This window comes from Proteus sp. fly-1067, assembly GCF_040139345.1.
In the GTDB taxonomy this organism is placed as follows: Bacteria; Pseudomonadota; Gammaproteobacteria; order Enterobacterales; family Enterobacteriaceae; genus Proteus; species Proteus vulgaris_B.
In genome coordinates, this window is sequence record NZ_JBEEUL010000001.1 from 446165 (window position 1) to 462908 (window position 16744).

General features: G+C 35.3%; 16 protein-coding genes. 9 read left to right on the forward strand and 7 right to left on the reverse strand.

Features of this window, described 5'->3' with window-relative positions; all coding sequences use genetic code 11:
- Positions 1 to 50 precede the first annotated feature (50 nt).
- The 6 genes from phoH (at position 51) to ABN217_RS02075 (ending at position 7055) form a co-directional block, all read left to right on the forward strand.
- Complete coding sequence (phoH, locus tag ABN217_RS02050) at positions 51 to 836, forward strand: phosphate starvation-inducible protein PhoH (protein ID WP_072068266.1); 786 nt, start codon at positions 51 to 53, stop codon at positions 834 to 836.
- 561 nt (positions 837 to 1397) lie between these two features.
- Positions 1398 to 1988 (forward strand): fimbrial protein, encoded by a 591-nt coding sequence (locus tag ABN217_RS02055; protein WP_072068265.1) that lies wholly within the window; start codon positions 1398 to 1400, stop codon positions 1986 to 1988.
- A gap of 49 nt (positions 1989 to 2037) precedes the next feature.
- Entirely contained in the window at positions 2038 to 2730 is a 693-nt protein-coding gene (locus ABN217_RS02060) for a fimbrial biogenesis chaperone (RefSeq protein WP_349459011.1), read from the forward strand.
- 13 nt (positions 2731 to 2743) lie between these two features.
- Complete coding sequence (locus ABN217_RS02065) at positions 2744 to 5257, forward strand: fimbria/pilus outer membrane usher protein (RefSeq protein ID WP_349459012.1); 2514 nt, start codon at positions 2744 to 2746, stop codon at positions 5255 to 5257.
- Positions 5258 to 5268: 11 nt separating this feature from the next.
- Entirely contained in the window at positions 5269 to 6345 is a 1077-nt protein-coding gene (locus tag ABN217_RS02070; protein ID WP_196554141.1) for a fimbrial protein, read from the forward strand.
- 11 nt (positions 6346 to 6356) lie between these two features.
- Positions 6357 to 7055, forward strand: a complete 699-nt coding sequence (locus ABN217_RS02075; protein ID WP_196554142.1) for a fimbrial biogenesis chaperone — start codon at positions 6357 to 6359, stop codon at positions 7053 to 7055.
- 93 nt (positions 7056 to 7148) lie between these two features.
- On the opposite strand, the gene ABN217_RS02080 is transcribed toward ABN217_RS02075, so the two are convergent.
- The 5 genes from ABN217_RS02080 to ABN217_RS02100 all read right to left on the reverse strand — a co-directional run bounded on the left by ABN217_RS02080 (position 7149) and on the right by ABN217_RS02100 (position 11769).
- Positions 7149 to 7994 (reverse strand): siderophore-interacting protein, encoded by an 846-nt coding sequence (locus ABN217_RS02080; protein ID WP_196554143.1) that lies wholly within the window; start codon positions 7992 to 7994, stop codon positions 7149 to 7151.
- A 393-nt stretch (positions 7995 to 8387) separates the two neighbouring features.
- Positions 8388 to 8771 (reverse strand): DUF805 domain-containing protein, encoded by a 384-nt coding sequence (locus tag ABN217_RS02085; protein ID WP_072068260.1) that lies wholly within the window; start codon positions 8769 to 8771, stop codon positions 8388 to 8390.
- A 524-nt stretch (positions 8772 to 9295) separates the two neighbouring features.
- Complete coding sequence (locus tag ABN217_RS02090) at positions 9296 to 9457, reverse strand: DUF2474 domain-containing protein (RefSeq protein WP_072068259.1); 162 nt, start codon at positions 9455 to 9457, stop codon at positions 9296 to 9298.
- Positions 9438 to 10445 (reverse strand): cytochrome d ubiquinol oxidase subunit II, encoded by a 1008-nt coding sequence (gene cydB, locus ABN217_RS02095; RefSeq protein ID WP_197269126.1) that lies wholly within the window; start codon positions 10443 to 10445, stop codon positions 9438 to 9440. The genes ABN217_RS02090 and cydB overlap by 20 nt, the downstream gene beginning before the upstream one ends.
- A complete protein-coding gene (locus ABN217_RS02100) occupies positions 10435 to 11769 on the reverse strand; it encodes a cytochrome ubiquinol oxidase subunit I (protein ID WP_115349849.1) in 1335 nt (444 codons plus the stop codon). Before ABN217_RS02100 ends, cydB begins: the two co-directional genes overlap by 11 nt.
- A gap of 137 nt (positions 11770 to 11906) precedes the next feature.
- Here ABN217_RS02100 and ABN217_RS02105 point away from each other — a divergent pair, with 137 nt between their 5' ends.
- Both ABN217_RS02105 and ABN217_RS02110 read left to right on the forward strand, forming a co-directional pair.
- Positions 11907 to 13322, forward strand: coding sequence for an aminotransferase-like domain-containing protein (locus ABN217_RS02105; RefSeq protein ID WP_115349848.1), 1416 nt, complete (start codon positions 11907 to 11909; stop codon positions 13320 to 13322).
- Positions 13323 to 13437: 115 nt separating this feature from the next.
- On the forward strand, positions 13438 to 14007 hold the full coding sequence (locus ABN217_RS02110) for a HutD/Ves family protein (RefSeq protein WP_115349847.1): 570 nt from the start codon (positions 13438 to 13440) through the stop codon (positions 14005 to 14007).
- Positions 14008 to 14063: 56 nt separating this feature from the next.
- On the opposite strand, the gene ABN217_RS02115 is transcribed toward ABN217_RS02110, so the two are convergent.
- A complete protein-coding gene (locus ABN217_RS02115) occupies positions 14064 to 14675 on the reverse strand; it encodes a LysE family transporter (protein ID WP_196554146.1) in 612 nt (203 codons plus the stop codon).
- A 161-nt stretch (positions 14676 to 14836) separates the two neighbouring features.
- Here ABN217_RS02115 and ABN217_RS02120 point away from each other — a divergent pair, with 161 nt between their 5' ends.
- The gene (locus tag ABN217_RS02120; protein WP_036936508.1) at positions 14837 to 15301 is read left to right on the forward strand and encodes an Lrp/AsnC family transcriptional regulator; all 465 of its coding nucleotides are present in this window, start codon (positions 14837 to 14839) and stop codon (positions 15299 to 15301) included.
- Between the two features lie 503 nt (positions 15302 to 15804).
- Here ABN217_RS02120 and bla read toward each other — a convergent pair.
- A complete protein-coding gene (gene bla, locus ABN217_RS02125) occupies positions 15805 to 16701 on the reverse strand; it encodes a class A beta-lactamase (RefSeq protein WP_196554147.1) in 897 nt (298 codons plus the stop codon).
- Between the last annotated feature and the right edge of the window lie 43 nt (positions 16702 to 16744).

Below are 16744 nucleotides of genomic sequence, written 5' to 3' on the forward strand. Positions count from 1 at the left end.
AAATAGAGATGTCGATGACTTTTTGAAGACTAACAAGGGTAAATACCACTATGAGTAGACAAAAAGCAGCAACACGATCACGCCGAGAAAATAAACGCACTTCACGTAAAGAACAACGTAGTGGAGTACATAGAGATAATGTGATGATTTTACCGGGATTTGGGGATATTGATACTATTGGTATGGCGAGAGAGAAGCGTGATGAACGTGTACTTTCTCCGCGTAATGAAATACAGCGCCAATATATGAATGCCATTAAACATCAAAATCTTATTTTTGCTACAGGAGAAGCGGGGTGTGGTAAAACGTTTCTTAGTACCGCAATGGCAGCCGACGCACTAATTAATAAAGATATAGAGCGTATTATTGTGACGCGTCCTGTTTTACAAGCTGATGAAGATTTAGGTTTTTTACCGGGTGATATTGCTGAGAAGTTCGCTCCTTATTTTCGTCCTGTTTATGATGTATTAGTGAAACGCTTAGGTGCTTCGTTTTTACAATATTGCTTACGACCCGAAATTGGTAAAGTTGAAATTGCTCCTTTTGCTTATATGCGTGGTCGTACATTTGAAAATGCTTTTGTTATTTTAGATGAAGCACAAAATGTTACCGTGAATCAAATGAAGTTATTTCTAACACGTATGGGCGAGAATGTTACCGTGGTTGTTAATGGTGATATAACCCAATGTGATTTACCTTCACATATAAATTCAGGATTAGCGGATGCCCTTATTCGATTTGAGGCAAATAATCAAATTGGCGTGATTAAATTTACACAAGAAGACTGTGTGCGTTCAACTTTATGTCAACATGTATTAGCAGCATATACTAATTGAATAAACTTCAGAGTTTCTGCATAAAATAATCAAAGGCTACATATTGTTGAGATAATTAATATGTAGCCTATCAATAGTTAAATATGTCAAATAGTATGGTGTTGATATTTTATTAATTTTATAAAACACTCTTTTATTGGCGATTTTTTCCACCATAAAATTTATACCTTCTCTCATTCTAAATGAAAAAATATTTTCTATACCTTAATGAGGAATAGTTTATTAAAATAAATTATTCCTTATTTTTGTATTTTACGAAAAACTATTCTTTATTAGAGTGCTTATTAATACATTAATTGTTATTGTTTTTTAGTTAATTGTATTTAAATTAAATAATAAATTTAAATATCAATACATTTATATATTAACTATGATGTGTGGTTAATTAAATTTGACTTAAGTCACGAATTTTAAAAAATGTTTATTTTTATTTGTTGAGGTTTTTAAATGTAGCTAATATCAAAAATGACTAGGGTTTTATTTTTCATCCTTTAGTTAATGATGGCAATAATAGAAGCTTATTTTTGCTAATTAAATATTTGTCTATTCTTGGGGTTATATATGCTTAAACATAAACTCCCACTGTCATTATTATCAGTGGCTATATTGTCGACGTCAGCATTTGCCGCAACTAACAGCGCCGGTGGAATTATTTCTTTCTCTGGTGCTATTAGTGATACCACTTGTACCATTAATGGGGGAAATAGCGCCGATTTCTCTATTTTATTAGATCCTATTACTGTATCTGATGCAGGAACAACGGCTAATGCCGTGATCACCAAAAATCAAAAAGAGTTTGCTTTAACATTCTCTGATTGTGCACCAGCATCAACACCCACTGGCAGTAATTTAAAAATACATTTTTCATCTGCAAATAGTATTTCAACAAGTGGGTTATATTTAGTGAATGATACCGCTAATGAAAATGATCCAACAGTTGCGAAAAATGTCGGCTTTAGCTTATCGACAACTGCTGCACCAACGGTTGCTATACCGTTAAATGCAACATTTGATACGGGCATTAAAGGCGATAAAACAGCGCCTGATTCAGATACACTACGTTTAATTGCGAGTTATTATAAAACCAATGCAACAGCGGCTAAAACAGGGCCTGTGCACTCTAACGTTATTTATACTGTCTCTTATTTATAATCTAAAGGAACCAGACTCAATTTGAGTCTGGTTTTTTAGGGTGTTTATAATGAAAAAATTAATTATCTTTTTTATTGCTTTGATATTACCAATGAGCGTATTTGCTAATGTTATTATTAACGGTACACGCGTTATTTATTATGAAGGTGTAGATAGTGTTAATCTTCAATTAACAAATAATGGTGATTTAGCTTCACTTATACAAAGTTGGATAGATGACGGTGATGTCGATTCAACGCCGGAAGATGCAAATTCTCCTTTTTATTTATACCCACCCATTGTAAAAATAGCGGGTAGACAGGGGCAAACATTAAGAATAAAGAATTCCAATGAAGGATTAAAAGATAATATTGAACAAGTTTATTTTTTAAATATTCTTGATATCCCTGAAAATGCGGAAGCCTTAAAAGGAAAAAGTTATTTACAATTAGCGATGAAAACAAGAATTAAAGTTTTTTATCGACCGAAAGGATTAATGGATGATCCAGCACGTATTAATGAAAAAATAACATATCAATTGAATGGCAATAAAGTCATTGTTAAAAATAACTCACAGTATCATTTCACTATAGCCTCTATTTCTACAGAAGAAACTCCTCGTATTACGCTTGTTGATTCTGAAATGATCTCGCCTTTATCTTCTCGTGAGTTACCGCTAATCAATAAATTAACCAGTCATTCGGTTGTTGTTATTTATGTTGATGATTTTGGTGTTTATAAATCACAGAATATTAAACTCTAACAGAGACAGCATCGTGAATAATCCAAAATACCTCTCAATCCTTATTTTTTTAGGAATGCAACATTATGCTCAAGATCTGTATGCAGAGGGATTTGATACATCTTTATTAGTAGGAAAATCAAAAAACGGGGATATTTCACGATTTTATATAGATGATAAAGTGCCTGAAGGGAAACAACTTGTTGATGTCTATGTTAATCAAGCATGGAAAGGGCAATTTGAAATAAATGTTCTTGGTGCTAAGACAGGGATGAGCATTGAAACAGAAGATGTAAATAAGCTCGGTTTAAATTTATCTTTATCAGCCAAACAAAAAATAACAGAACAAAAAACGATTTTAATTAACGAGCTTGCAAAAAATGTTACTACAACATTAGATATTAATCGGTTAAGACTTGATATCAGTGCACCTCAGATTTCTATTAAACAATCTGAAATGGGATATGTTGATCCCAGTTATTGGGAGCAAGGTATCTCGGCGCTGATCTTATCCTATAATTTAAATTACTATAACTACAAAGAGAAAAAAGGAAATAAAAGTAATAACGAAAATTTCTTTGCCAATCTTAATTCAGGTATTAATTTAGGAGCATGGCAATTTAGAGATGAATCTAACTATTCCTACTATTCTCACGGGAAAAGCCAGTGGAAGAATAATACCCGCTATGTGTATAAAGCGCTAAGTCAGATAACTGCCGGATTAACGATTGGTGACTTTTATACACCTGCGGCACTCTTTACCAGTATTTCATTTAGAGGGGCATCATTAGCGACAGAAATGGGAATGCTACCCAATTCAAGCCAAGGATTTGCACCTATTATTCGGGGTATTGCTCAAACCAACGCATTAGTCAGTGTTTATCAAAATGAAAATTTAGTTTTTCAAGAAAATGTGCCTCCTGGTGAGTTTTCTTTTCGAGATATTCAACCCACAGCAGGTGGCGGTGATCTATTAGTGGTTGTTCAAGAAGCCGATGGAAGAAGAGAGTCTTTCACGGTGCCATTTTCAGCCGTTCCCGATATGCTAAAAGAAGGGGTATATCGCTATAATGTGATGCTAGGCGAATCACGTATTAACAATACGGATTATCGAGCTAAATTTGCACAAGGTGAATTTCATTATGGCTTAAATAATTTAGTAACTGTATATGCAGGAGGAATTGTCAGCGAAGATTATTATTCAGCATTAATAGGGAGTGGTTGGAATTTTAAATTTGGTGCAATCTCTGCGGATATAACTCATGCAAGCGCAGATTTACAAATCGGTAAGAAGACAGGGCAAAGCTTTCGTCTGGCATATAGCAAATATATGGATGCCACATTAACAAATTTAACACTGGCGGCTTATCGTTATTCAACTCGTGATTATTATAGTTTTGTTGATTCTATTTACTCGCATGACAATTACCAAGCTTGGAAAGATTATCAAAACGAGCTCGCTAAACAGCAGGGAAATAATAATACTATTTCTGATTTAGATTTAACAACCTTTGATGCATTAAGAGGATCTCGAGCAAAAAATACGTTTACTATTAATCTTAACCAATATTTAGGTGGTCAGAGAGGTGTTATTTTTCTTTCAGGCACGCATCGAAATTATTGGAATACAACTAACAGTAATCGAGAGTATCAATTAGGATATTCAAATAACTATAATGATATTGCTTATAATCTTTCTGTATCCAAATTAAGGAATTACGATAATAAAGAAGAAACACGTTATTACTTAAATGTCAGTATCCCTGTTTCATTTTTCGATAAAAGAGCAAACCTAAATACCTCTATTTACGCGGCAGATTCACGCTATCAGCAATCTACATTAAGTTTAAGTGGAACGGCAGGTAAAGATGATTTAGTCAATTATACTTTAACAGGTTCAAATCAAACGGGTGGGAATAATTTAGTCGGTGCGAATGTGAGTTATCGCCACCCTTATAGCACACTTTCCGCTTCTTATACTGAGGCAAATGATTATCGTCAAGGTGGATTAGGGACAAGAGGAACCGTTGTTGCTATTCCTAATCATATTGCATTTTCAGGAGATACTGGAAAAACCTATACCATTATTGAAGCACCAATGGCAAATAATATGATGGTGAATGGACATAAAGCAACCTTAACTAATCATCAAGGTGTTGTATTGGTGGCAAATAGCATTCCTTATCGTACAAATATTTATACATTAACCAATACTGAACTTCCATCAAATGCTGAAGTTGTTGGAAATATCACGCATGTCACTCCTTATTTAGGTGCAGTTAATTATCTTTCATTAGAAACGGATCAACGCCAAACTTTTATTATTAGAGCTTCTTTAGATAATGGTGAAAGTTTACCTTTTGGAACAGAAGTTTTTAATAATAAGAAACAAGCAATAGGATATGTAGGACAATCCGGTGTACTTTATTTAAAAAGTGATACGTTACCGTCTTCTGTCTCTATAAAAATAAATGAAACCGGCAAAATAGAATGTGTAATTAGCCATTTAATTAATACGATGGATAAAAATCGTAATATCTGTCGATAAAGGAAAGTTCTATGAAATTATCAACCTTTATATTTTTATTATTAATAGGAATATTAAGCCAAAAGGCGATTGCTAATTGTAAGCCAGATAGTACGATCACAGCACCAGATATTAATTTCGACATATCTGGAGATTTAAATAGCGCTTCAACAACGGTTACGAAGGCGAGTAGAACAACATTTCCAGGTACATTTAAATGTACCGCAAGAGGGCTATTTCCTAATTCAGTGGGTATAGCTTCACCCTTTGCTGATAATCGAACCGGAACAATTGGTTTTAATGGTGGAAAACAGTTTGTTTCTATCACTTTAACGTCATTAGAAAAAAAGAGTGTGGAAAATATTGCTGCGGGAACGCATCCTGCATCTGATTTAGATACTAATTTTACCCTTAAATTTACGTTACTCACCTCTAAGCCATCGAGTAATTACACTGAAGTAAGTGGAAATACGGCCCTTGTAACCCCGGTTATTTTAGCCTCTGATGCATCAAGTGTAGGGATTATTCAATGGTTACTGAATATTGTGATTAAATTAGTGCAGTTTTTATTAACGTGGGTATGGCCTGTCGATCAAAATGATATTTTTTTACAACCAATGAAAATTACCTATAACCCAGTAATGACAACATGTGATTTTTCTAATGCAGGACTTGTTGTCTCATTACCTTTAATTAGTGTAAAAGAGGCAAAAACAGTTGATAAAGCCGGTTATACTCCCTTTACATTAAACTTTACCTGCCAAAATTTATTAGGTGATTCGAAAACATCTCGTAATATTAATATGTTTTTATCAAGCCAAAACTTATTAGCGACGGATAAAACCATATTAACGAATACTACCGCACAGGGGGCAGGAGGGGTTGGATTTCGTGTAGTAAAAGCAGATAACACAAATAGCCCGCTTGTTTTATCTGATTCCATAAATACACAAGGGAGTGCAACGAGTATTTTTAGTGTGACTAAAGGGAGTACATTATCTCCTGTATTTTCTATTAATATGGGCGCTTACTACTCCCCTTATAATGCGAATACGGTGACTCAAGGTAAAATAACAAGTTCGGCAACACTGGTAATGTCTTACGATTAAAAGGTGTCAAGATGAAAAAAATTTTTATTCTGTTATTTATATTGATAACGCCTTTTACAAATGCCAGCGTAGTGTTAGAACGAACGCGTTTAGTTTTCCCTGCTGACCAATCAACGATATTATTACAGATAGTTAATCAAAGTGAGCAATCAACATTAATTCAGAGTTGGACAGATGAGGGAAATATTGCATCGACGCCAGAAACCACAACTGCACCTTTTCTTGTTATTCCTCCTATGGCGAAAATATCTGCAAATGGGGGGCTGCAATTAAAATTACAGCAACTTGATAATTCTTTACCACAAGATAGAGAATCTATTTTTTATTTAAATGTATTAGATATTCCGCCAAAGCCAGACAAGAAAGAAAATGTAAATACACTCCAATTAGCTTTACAGACACGAATAAAAATTTTCTACCGACCTAATCAACTTACATTAACGACCCGCGATATTTTTAAACAGATTGAAATTACACAGAGCGCGCAATATTTAGAGATAAATAATCCTAGTGCTTATTTTTTTACTATTTCAAAGATCTATATTGATGATAAAGAAGCTCAACCTCTCATTAATGCTATTATGGTTGCGCCATTTTCAAAACAAAAAGTTCAATATCAAGGACAGGTAAATCCTCATCAAATTATGACTCTTGTTTATATTGATGATGATGGAAATTATCAGCAAGATGAGAAAAGGATGAAGAAATAGCGTTTTCATATCACGATTAAATAAAAAGGCTGCATATTAATGAGGGGCTAATATGCAGCCTGTACAGCCAACGTTTAATCTTTAATTTATTACTTAGCTTACATCTTCATTATCCATAACATGGTGACGTTCAGCGTGATAACCTTCTTCGTCATAGCCAAAACGCCAATAAGGAATAGCATAAATTAAGCTACGATCGTAACCGTTATCACGACGAATATGACGTCTTAATGCACGAATAATTTTGTCTTCACCTGCAATCCAAAATGCCACATCTTCAGCAGGTAATTTCCAAGACATAAATTCATTAATTAAGTTTTCAGTTTGCTCTTCAACTGAGCCAATTAACCAGATTATTTCTAATCCATTAGGATGTTTAATTTCTTGGCGATGTGTTTCGTTTTCTACTCGTATAACGACTTTTCCTTGAACATTAGGTTGCATTGTTTCAATTAAAGCCATTAAAGCAGGTAATGAACTTGGATCGGCTGCCATAAAGTAATGTGATGCAGGAGCTAATAAGGGATCTGGGCCACCTGGATTAGTGATCCCAATATAGTCGCCTTGCTTTGCATTTAGCGCAAAATGAATAGCTGGACCAGCATCGTTATGAACGGCAAATTCAATGTCTAACTCTTTTTGCTCTGGGCGAATAGCACGGACACTATAAGTACGTACAATCGATCTTGGTTCGCCTTCAGGCCATTTGGGACCTTTTTCAGAAAAACCCGGTACTGTTGGCTTAACTTGGCCTTCTAGTGGCAAAAATATTTTTAGATGTGCGCCCGCAGTATCAGCAGGATAGTTATCTAAATCATCACTAGTAAAGGTAATGCAGCGCATTCCTGGTGTGACATCAGTAATACGTTTTACTTGAACTAGGCGAGGAGGAGCTGGTTTATAAATATTTTTTTCTTGAGGTGTTTTTGGGTTACTCACGTTTTTTTACCTGACTCATTTAATTGTTTTTTCGATGTAGATATTATCATTTTCAATTAATAATGATAGTCATTATCAACATTAACTTTAATTTAGTAAAGTGAGGTGTATGTTTTACTTATCATTGTGTGATTAGGCTCAAATTACAATCAAGAAAAAAACTTAAAAATCAATGTAATAAGCTTGATATAATAATCAATAAGTATTAATTAGAAAAAATGAGAAGAAAACAAAAACACTAAAATGTAATGTGGTAGGAGAGGATTGGTGTTATTTTTTTGAAAAAAGGAATGGTTTTAGAGAGTTGAAATAAATGCGGAAAAATCAATAAATACAGTGAGTAAACTTTAAAATATTATACTCACTGTATTTTTATATGATGTCAGCAATAGATTAAGCTTTAGGATCTGGGCCAAATCTATTGTCGCCTTTAGTTCCTTCTAGGCACATAAAGACAAAAACAATTAATCCACCAACAGCAGGAATAAATGCAAGTAAGAACATCCAACCTGATTTATCTTGGTCGTGAAAACGACGAATAGTGACGGCAAGGCTAGGTACAATAATAGCTAAAGAATAAATACCGATAATAATACCTACAATTGAACCTAATGAACTCATTTCACCAGTGTTCATATCTATTGATGACATTAAAATAGCGTATAGAACAGTAATGATAATGGTATTTACCAGAGTAAACATCCAATATTCTTTTCTGCGAGCACGGCCTGAAAAGTTAGCGTAATTATTTTTAATGACTTCCAAATACCAATTCATGACTTCATCCTTAATTTAGTAGCAACAATACGTAAGCCTAGTTTAGGTGATCTTTCTTAGCAATTAAGATAATTCTAAATTATCAAAATACATTTTTAAAAAGACATTATGACCATTCCCTCTATTTTATAGGGATATGAGCTTAATTTTTAAGTTAATCAAATAGGTAATATCTAAATGATATACAATATGCGTCTTTATAAACTAATACTGATGTGGAGTGCTAAGTGGCGGGTATCATAATTACTTTAGAAATTGAATTCAACAAGTACTCTATTTTATTTCTAGTGAAGATAGCTTTTTATAGGATTGTTTATATCTTTATTTATCGTCATAACATAATAAAAAAGAGTTTATCCCTTACTACTGATCAAAAATGATGTATTTATAGTTATTTTATCAATGTGTTTGATTTAATTTTAGTTAATTATGGGAAATAAAAAGGGCTAAAACAATATCAGCCCTTTGTGTTTATTTTTACCGTCGTGCGGTACTGTTTTTATATTGCTGTGTGTGTTTTGCCTTTACTTCACTTTCATTCCCGCAAGCGTCATTAAGAATCGAAAAAGAGAAGAAACCGCAAATAAAGCTAAAACACTACAAAACCAAATTGTAATTAGCCAGCCCCATTTTTTTAATAATGAGGGTTTGCTTTGTATTTGTGGATCAGTGATAGCCTTCTTCATAATTGGTTTTTCCTCTGAAAACGTAATAACTCCAGAATGTATAAACGAGAATAATTGGAATAATAAAGAGCGCGCCAACTAACATAAATCCTTGGCTTTCTGGTGGTGCCGAAGCGGCTACAAAACTAACGGCAGGCGGAATAATGTTAGGCCAAATACTGATGCCTAATCCGGCAAAACCTAAGAAAATTAAAGCCAATGCCCCAAAGAAAGGAAGATAATGTCCTTGTTTTTTTATCGAGCGCAAAATCAGCCATGAGCTGTATAACACTAAAAGTGGAACGGGTAAAAAGAAGAATAAATTAGGTAACGTGAACCAGCGTTCAGCAATGGCTGGTTGTGCTATCGGTGTCCATGCACTAACAACAGCGATCACAGCAAGCATTACCAGTGTCAGTGGTTTAGCAATTTTGTATAAATTTTGCTGTAAGTGGCCTTCGGTTTTCATGATTAGCCAACCACATCCTAATAAGGAGTAGGCAATAACTAAGCCAAAACCACAAAAGAGTGCAAAAGGCGACAACCAATCAAAATAGCTACCTGCAAATGTGCGATTAACAACAGGTAGGCCTTGAACAACGCTACCAACGACAACTCCTTGCATAAAGGTTGCTAGCATTGATCCCAAAATAAAGGATTTATCCCAAAAACCTTTGTGATTGTTATCTGCTTTAAAACGAAATTCAAAGGCAACACCACGGAAAATCAGGGCAACAAGCATTAAAGTTAAAGGCATTGCTAATGCATCAAGAATAACAGCATAAGCAAGTGGAAATGCACCAAATAATGCAGCTCCCCCCAAGACTAGCCATGTTTCGTTACCATCCCACACAGGGGCTACGGTATTCATCATTAAGTCACGATCTTGGTCGCTTTTAATAAATGGATAGAGCATACCGATACCGAGATCGAAGCCGTCCATGACAATATACATTAATGTACTAAATACGATGATGATGAACCAAATAACGGGTAAATCAATTCCCATGATGAACCTCCGAAGTACCTTTACGGATCAGTCTTAACATATAGGCATATCCAACACCGAACACAGAGCCATAAACAACAAAGAAGATCAGCAGGCTTATACTCATATGCATTTCACCATGAGCGGAGACAGCATCTCGTGTTCGCTGTATGCCATAAACAACCCAAGGCTGGCGACCGACTTCTGTTGTAAACCAACCTGCAAGGATCGCGATAAGACCTGACGGTGCCATTAAAAACGTTAAACGTAAGAAGGTTTTAGATTCATAAAGTTTATTTTTATATCGTAGCCAAGTTCCCCAAACACCCACTAGGATCATTAACATCCCGAGGCCAACCATAATGCGGAAAGACCAGAAAACGATAAGTGAATTAGGCCTATCTTCTTTCGGAAACTCTTTTAATGCCGGAACCTGTTTTTCTAAGCTGTGAGTTAAGATCATGCTGCCAAGATAAGGGATTTCTATCTTATATTTGGTTTCTTCAGCATCCATATCAGGCATACCAAAGAGAATTAACGGTGTTGCTTCACCCGGTTTATTTTCCCAATGACCTTCAATGGCAGCAATTTTTGCTGGCTGATGTTTTAAGGTATTTAAACCATGGACATCACCAATGAGAGCTTGAATTGGTGCTAAAATTAAAATCATCCACAAAGACATTGAAAGCATCTTTTTCATTGCTGATGTTTTATTGCCTTTAAGGAGATGCCACGCCGCGGAAGCAGCAATAAAGAAAGCAGAAGCAAGGAATGCGGCAACGCCCATATGAGCGAGACGATAAGGGAAAGAGGGGTTAAAAATAACCGCAATCCAATCTACGGGTACAACTTGGTTATTAATGATTTCGAAACCTTGTGGTGTTTGCATCCAGCTATTTGATGCCAAGATCCAAAACGTTGACATCAGCGTGCCTAATGCGACCATACAGGTTGCGAAAAAGTGAAGTTTTTCACCCACTTTATTCCAACCAAATAGCATTACGCCCAAAAATCCCGCTTCTAGGAAGAAAGCGGTAAGCACTTCATAAGTCAGTAAAGGGCCTGTAATTGAGCCGGCAAAGTCAGAAAAAAAGCTCCAGTTGGTTCCAAATTGATAGGCCATAACCAAACCAGAGACAACACCCATAGCAAAGTTAACAGCGAATATTTTTGACCAGAAATGAAATAACGCTAAATAATCCTTATTGCGGGTTTTTAACCATAAACCTTCCAATACGGCTAAAAAACTAGCCAATCCGATAGTAATTGCGGGGAAGATAATATGAAAAGAAACTGTGAACGCAAATTGGATACGCGCCAAATCGAAGGCACTTAACCCAAGCATAAAAACCTCGTTTTATTGATATGTAAATGTAAATTGCAGGTAAATCGTGTGGATTAGTAGACCATATGACAGTAAGCTATAATAGTGACAATAAGTTTAAAAATGACTATAACAGTTTTTGAGGTGAACAGTTTTATATGACTCGATATGAACAGCTTGCAGCGCAAATACGCCAACAGATTGAAGATAATATCTGGCAATCTGGCGACCGTTTACCTTCATTGCGGGATACGGTAAAACAATCAGGTTTAAGTTTAATGACTGTTTTACAATCGTATCAATTATTAGAAAGCCAAGGATGGATAACCGCACGACCACAATCAGGTTATTACGTTGCACATCGTAATACACGCTTTGGCCAAGTAACAGCCAGTAAAGGGTTACACATGAGTGAAAATGTTGAGATTAGCACCTCCATTTTTAATGTACTCCAAGCATGTAAAGATCCTGAGATTATTCCTTTTGGTTCAGCATTTCCCGATCCTAGTCTATTTATCCAACCTAAACTCAGTAGTGCATTAGCATCGGCAGCAAGGCATTTAGCACCTCAAAGTTCAGTAATTAATTTACCACCAGGAAATGAAAAGTTACGCCGTAACATTGCGCAACGCTATGCATTGCAAGGTATTCACGTCTCTCCAGATGAAATAGTGATCACTGCGGGTGCAATGGAATCATTGAGCTTTAGTTTACAAGCAGTAACTGAACCAGGTGATTGGGTGGTGATTGAATCACCTGCATTTTATGGCGCATTACAAGCTATTGAGCGTTTACGTTTAAAAGCCATTGCGATTAGAACAGATCCTATAACAGGAATTTGTTTAGAAGAACTCGAAAAAGTAGTGGATCAATACGATATAAAAGCGTGTTGGTTGATGAGTCATTGTCAAAATCCATTAGGTGGAACAATGCCTGATGAAAATAAAATAAGACTGGTGGAAATATTAGCGAAAAAACAGATAACGTTAATTGAAGATGATGTCTATGGAGAACTCTATAACAGCCAAAAGGCGCCAATGCCAGTAAAAGGCTTTGATAAAACGAATAGCGTATTACATTGCGCTTCTTTTTCTAAATGTTTAGCGCCGGGCTTTCGCGTAGGCTGGGTTGCCGCAGGAAAACACGCAACAAAAATACAACAGTTACAAATGATGAGTACAGTTTCTGCGAGTATGCCGACACAGCAAGCTATTGCGGATTACCTATCACAAGGAGGCTATGATACGCATCTTCGTCGATTAAGATTATTATTAGAACAAAGGCGTTATCGCATGTTGCAAGCCATACAGGCACATTTACCTGAAGATGTAAAAGTGAATATTCCAACAGGAGGATATTTTCTCTGGCTAGAATTTGAATCAACATTTGATGCAAATAAACTTTATCACTTTGCATTGGAAAGAGGGGTCAGTATTGCACCTGGCTCCATGTTTTCCACCAGTTCTCAATTTAACCATGCCTTTCGTTTAAATTCTTCTTTTCAATGGAATAGCAGGACAGAAAAAGGAATGGAAATTATCGGTGAAGGATGTAGAAAATTACGACGTAAATAGCGGACGTTAGCGCACATTTTTTAAAGTTAGATATTGATTTATGAACGGTAATCTCCAATGATTAATTCTTAACCTCATTATCAGACTGACTAGCCAGATATTGCAGGAGGACACAATGAAGCTACGTTGTTTTGATCAACAAGAGTTACCGTTTATTCCATGGCGTAATCAAAAAGGCACAACCCAAGAAATTGTGTGTTGGCCAGTGAATAATGATTTTTCATGGCGAGCGTGTTTAACATCTATCGAAGATAATGGCTCATTAGGACAGTTTCCTGATATTGAACGGCAAATGGTGCTATTAGAAGGTAATGGACTTAATTTAAATAGCGCTGGATTTCTGAGTCACTCTGTCACTGATCCTTATCAGCCTTTTGATTTTTCAGGTGATATTCATGTTAAGTCAGAGCTGATTAAAGGGGGTGTAAAATGTTTAAATATTATGGTACGCAGGACATGCTGGAAAGCAGAAACCACATTAGTAACACAACCCCTTATATTACCAAGCTCTCACGCGGGACTTATTTATATAACGCAAGGTGAATGGACTTTAACTGGCGCTACTTGTCAGCGTTTATCAAAAGGGCAAGGTGCATGGTGGTTGCCCGATATTCGAGAAGGTGAAATAAGACCGTTAACCGCAAATTGCCAATTATTATGGGCAGATATTCGACCACTAAAATAAAGGTATTTTTGTGGTCAAATATTGATTGAAATAATAAATGATGCTTAGGATTATGGCTAATTTAAAGCCAGATTAACGGCGGCAAGAGTGAGTAATCCACCAGCAATACCATCGTTATAACGACGACGTTTATCACTTAAACCGCCTTTTAAGCCGACATAAGCAAAGAAGCTACCAATAAGGCCATAAATAATTAAGCAAGTCGTGATAAATATCCCAGATAACAGTAATGATTGTGTTGCGACATCATTATGATTATCAATAAAGTTTGGTAAAATAGCGAGATAAACTAATAAACCTTTAGGATTAAGGAAACTGGTTAAAAAACCTTTACGAAATAGAGATGAAGTTTTAGTGGCATTAAGGACTAACTTTCCTTTTTTGCAGGCTGATATCAACATTTTAAGGGCAAGATAACTGATATAGACAACACCGACCCATTTGAGTAAGTGAAATAAAATGGGAGATGTAGATACTAAGGCTGCAAGCCCTAAAGCACTCAGTAACGCATGGGTTAAATAACCGGATATCACGCCTGAATTTGCAATCCATGCTGATTTCATTCCTCCTGATAACCCTTGGGATGAGATAAAAAGAATATCAGGCCCAGGTGTACAGATAAGCGGTAGAACCGTCAATGCGAATAATAATAAAGTGTTAAATTCCATCTTTTCACCTGATAGAGATAGATTAAGAGAAACATCGTTTTTGCTGTGAAATTTAGCGGAAAGATTATATGATGTTTTCGAAAAAATCGGGTTGCTTTGTTGCTAACAAAAAGAATTAATTGGCAATAAAATTCCACAAATAGAATTAAGGTTAATCTTTGATGTCAATAAAATTAGATAAGATAGATAAACATATTTTGCAGGTGCTTCAGCGTGATGGCAAAATTCAAAATATTGAGCTAGCAAAAGAAGTTGGACTATCACCGTCACCTTGTCTTCGCCGAGTGCGTTTACTTGAAGAGTCGGGAGTGATCACGCGCTACGTTGCTGTATTAGATGGTAGTATGGTCGATGCAGGTTTATCTTTATTCGCAAGGATCTGGTTTAGAGCACAGGATGCAGAAACGATAGAAGAATTTGTAAAGGCCATTAAGGTGTTACCTGAAGTGGTAGAATGCCATTTAATGGCCGGCGAGTGTGATGCGTTAATTCGGATAGTGACTAAAGATTTAGCAACATATCGCCGTTTTCATGCCGATTATTTAACACAAATTCCAAGCATCCAAAGTATAAAAACAGAAGTACCAATGGAAACGGTAAAAGTGAGTTTTGCTTTACCACTTTAATTTTTTAAATATTTAGAGTTATTTGATTTTTAATTATCACAGATATATTTAATAGAGAAAGCCTCAAGTTAAATCTTAACAGAGGCTTTTTATTTGCATAAGTTAAACTATCCAGCTTTTAATAAACTGATATATCTCTGGTGTATAAAGTAGCATACAGAAAAATAATGAAGCACCAATAAAATAGAGATAAATCGACCAAGTACATAAAGAGACAATAATTAGCATTAATATGATAAGAATAACGATACAAAGTCTGATCTGGGTGAGAGTGATTTGACCCGCGCACGATAATAATTCACTAATTAATTCAAAAAGTTCTGATATCTTTTTCCTCAACATAAATCCATTTAATCAAAGTCAATATATTATTCTTGTTTATTACAATCTAATTGTTTATTTTTGAGTTATTTGTATTGTTTTTTGTATACTTTTAGTAATAGAGTCAATAAATAACTCTATTACTACATTTGATCTATTATTTATATTATCAATAAAGAAATTTATTTTGTTTGAGATAAATTGGAAAATTCTTTTGTTACAATTTCAGCTGCTTTAGCAATAATATCTTTACGGTATTTCGCATTCTGTTCTTGTTGTGTGAAATAGATGACTAAAATTAATGGTGCATGGTTTTCAGGCCAAATAACGGCTATATCATTAGTTGTGCCATAATCACCACTACCGGTTTTATCTCCAACAATCCAATGTTTTGGTAAACCTGCTTTAATACTGTGATCGCCTGTTGTATTACCTTTTAACCAAGTAACAAGTTGTTGGCGTTGAGATTGGCCTAATGCGTCACCTAGTGTTAATGCTTGAAGGCTTTTGGCCATAGCAATTGGAGAGGTGGTATCACGAGGATCACCATGTATAGCTGTATTTAATTCAGGCTCTTTGCGATCTAGTCGATAAGTTACATCATTAATTGAACGTGCAAATTGAGTAACGCTGGAAGGTCCACCTAAATAATCTAGGATTTTATTCATTGCTGTATTATCGCTATATTGCAAGGTAGCCACACTTAATTGAGCCAGTGTCATTCCAGTTGCTAAATGTTTTTCTGTAATCGGGCTATAAGGGACTAAATCAGCTTTTTTGATGGTTATATGGTTATCAAGCAATCCTGATTGTTTTTCACTTTCTTTTAAAACGGCAGCTACAGCCATAACTTTGCTGGTACTTGCCATCGCAAAGCGCTCATCACCACGATAAGTTACTTGTGAGTTATCTTTAGTATTAATTAACGCAACGCCTAAACGGCCTTGGCTATTTTTTTCAAGTGTCGTTAATTGTTCTTCAATAGTGCTATTTGTTTTAGCCCATAGCATTGGTGAAGCAAGTAGAGATATTAATGAAACTGCGATCACTGCGGTTTGACGGCATGTTGTTTTAAACATAGAAATGGATGCTCATATTAATTTAATAAAAAAAGTTAAATAT

Excerpts from the sequence above, each read along its gene's own strand:
- phoH (WP_072068266.1), top strand. The coding sequence starts at position 51 with ATGAGTAGACAAAAAGCAGCAACACGATCACGCCGAGAAAATAAACGC.
- ABN217_RS02055 (WP_072068265.1), top strand. The coding sequence starts at position 1,398 with ATGCTTAAACATAAACTCCCACTGTCATTATTATCAGTGGCTATATTG.
- ABN217_RS02060 (WP_349459011.1), top strand. The coding sequence starts at position 2,038 with ATGAAAAAATTAATTATCTTTTTTATTGCTTTGATATTACCAATGAGC.
- ABN217_RS02070 (WP_196554141.1), top strand. The coding sequence starts at position 5,269 with ATGAAATTATCAACCTTTATATTTTTATTATTAATAGGAATATTAAGC.
- ABN217_RS02075 (WP_196554142.1), top strand. The coding sequence starts at position 6,357 with ATGAAAAAAATTTTTATTCTGTTATTTATATTGATAACGCCTTTTACA.
- ABN217_RS02085 (WP_072068260.1), bottom strand. The coding sequence starts at position 8,771 with ATGAATTGGTATTTGGAAGTCATTAAAAATAATTACGCTAACTTTTCA.
- ABN217_RS02090 (WP_072068259.1), bottom strand. The coding sequence starts at position 9,457 with ATGAAGAAGGCTATCACTGATCCACAAATACAAAGCAAACCCTCATTA.
- cydB (WP_197269126.1), bottom strand. The coding sequence starts at position 10,445 with ATGGGAATTGATTTACCCGTTATTTGGTTCATCATCATCGTATTTAGT.
- ABN217_RS02100 (WP_115349849.1), bottom strand. The coding sequence starts at position 11,769 with ATGCTTGGGTTAAGTGCCTTCGATTTGGCGCGTATCCAATTTGCGTTC.
- ABN217_RS02105 (WP_115349848.1), top strand. The coding sequence starts at position 11,907 with ATGACTCGATATGAACAGCTTGCAGCGCAAATACGCCAACAGATTGAA.
- ABN217_RS02110 (WP_115349847.1), top strand. The coding sequence starts at position 13,438 with ATGAAGCTACGTTGTTTTGATCAACAAGAGTTACCGTTTATTCCATGG.
- ABN217_RS02115 (WP_196554146.1), bottom strand. The coding sequence starts at position 14,675 with ATGGAATTTAACACTTTATTATTATTCGCATTGACGGTTCTACCGCTT.
- ABN217_RS02120 (WP_036936508.1), top strand. The coding sequence starts at position 14,837 with ATGTCAATAAAATTAGATAAGATAGATAAACATATTTTGCAGGTGCTT.
- bla (WP_196554147.1), bottom strand. The coding sequence starts at position 16,701 with ATGTTTAAAACAACATGCCGTCAAACCGCAGTGATCGCAGTTTCATTA.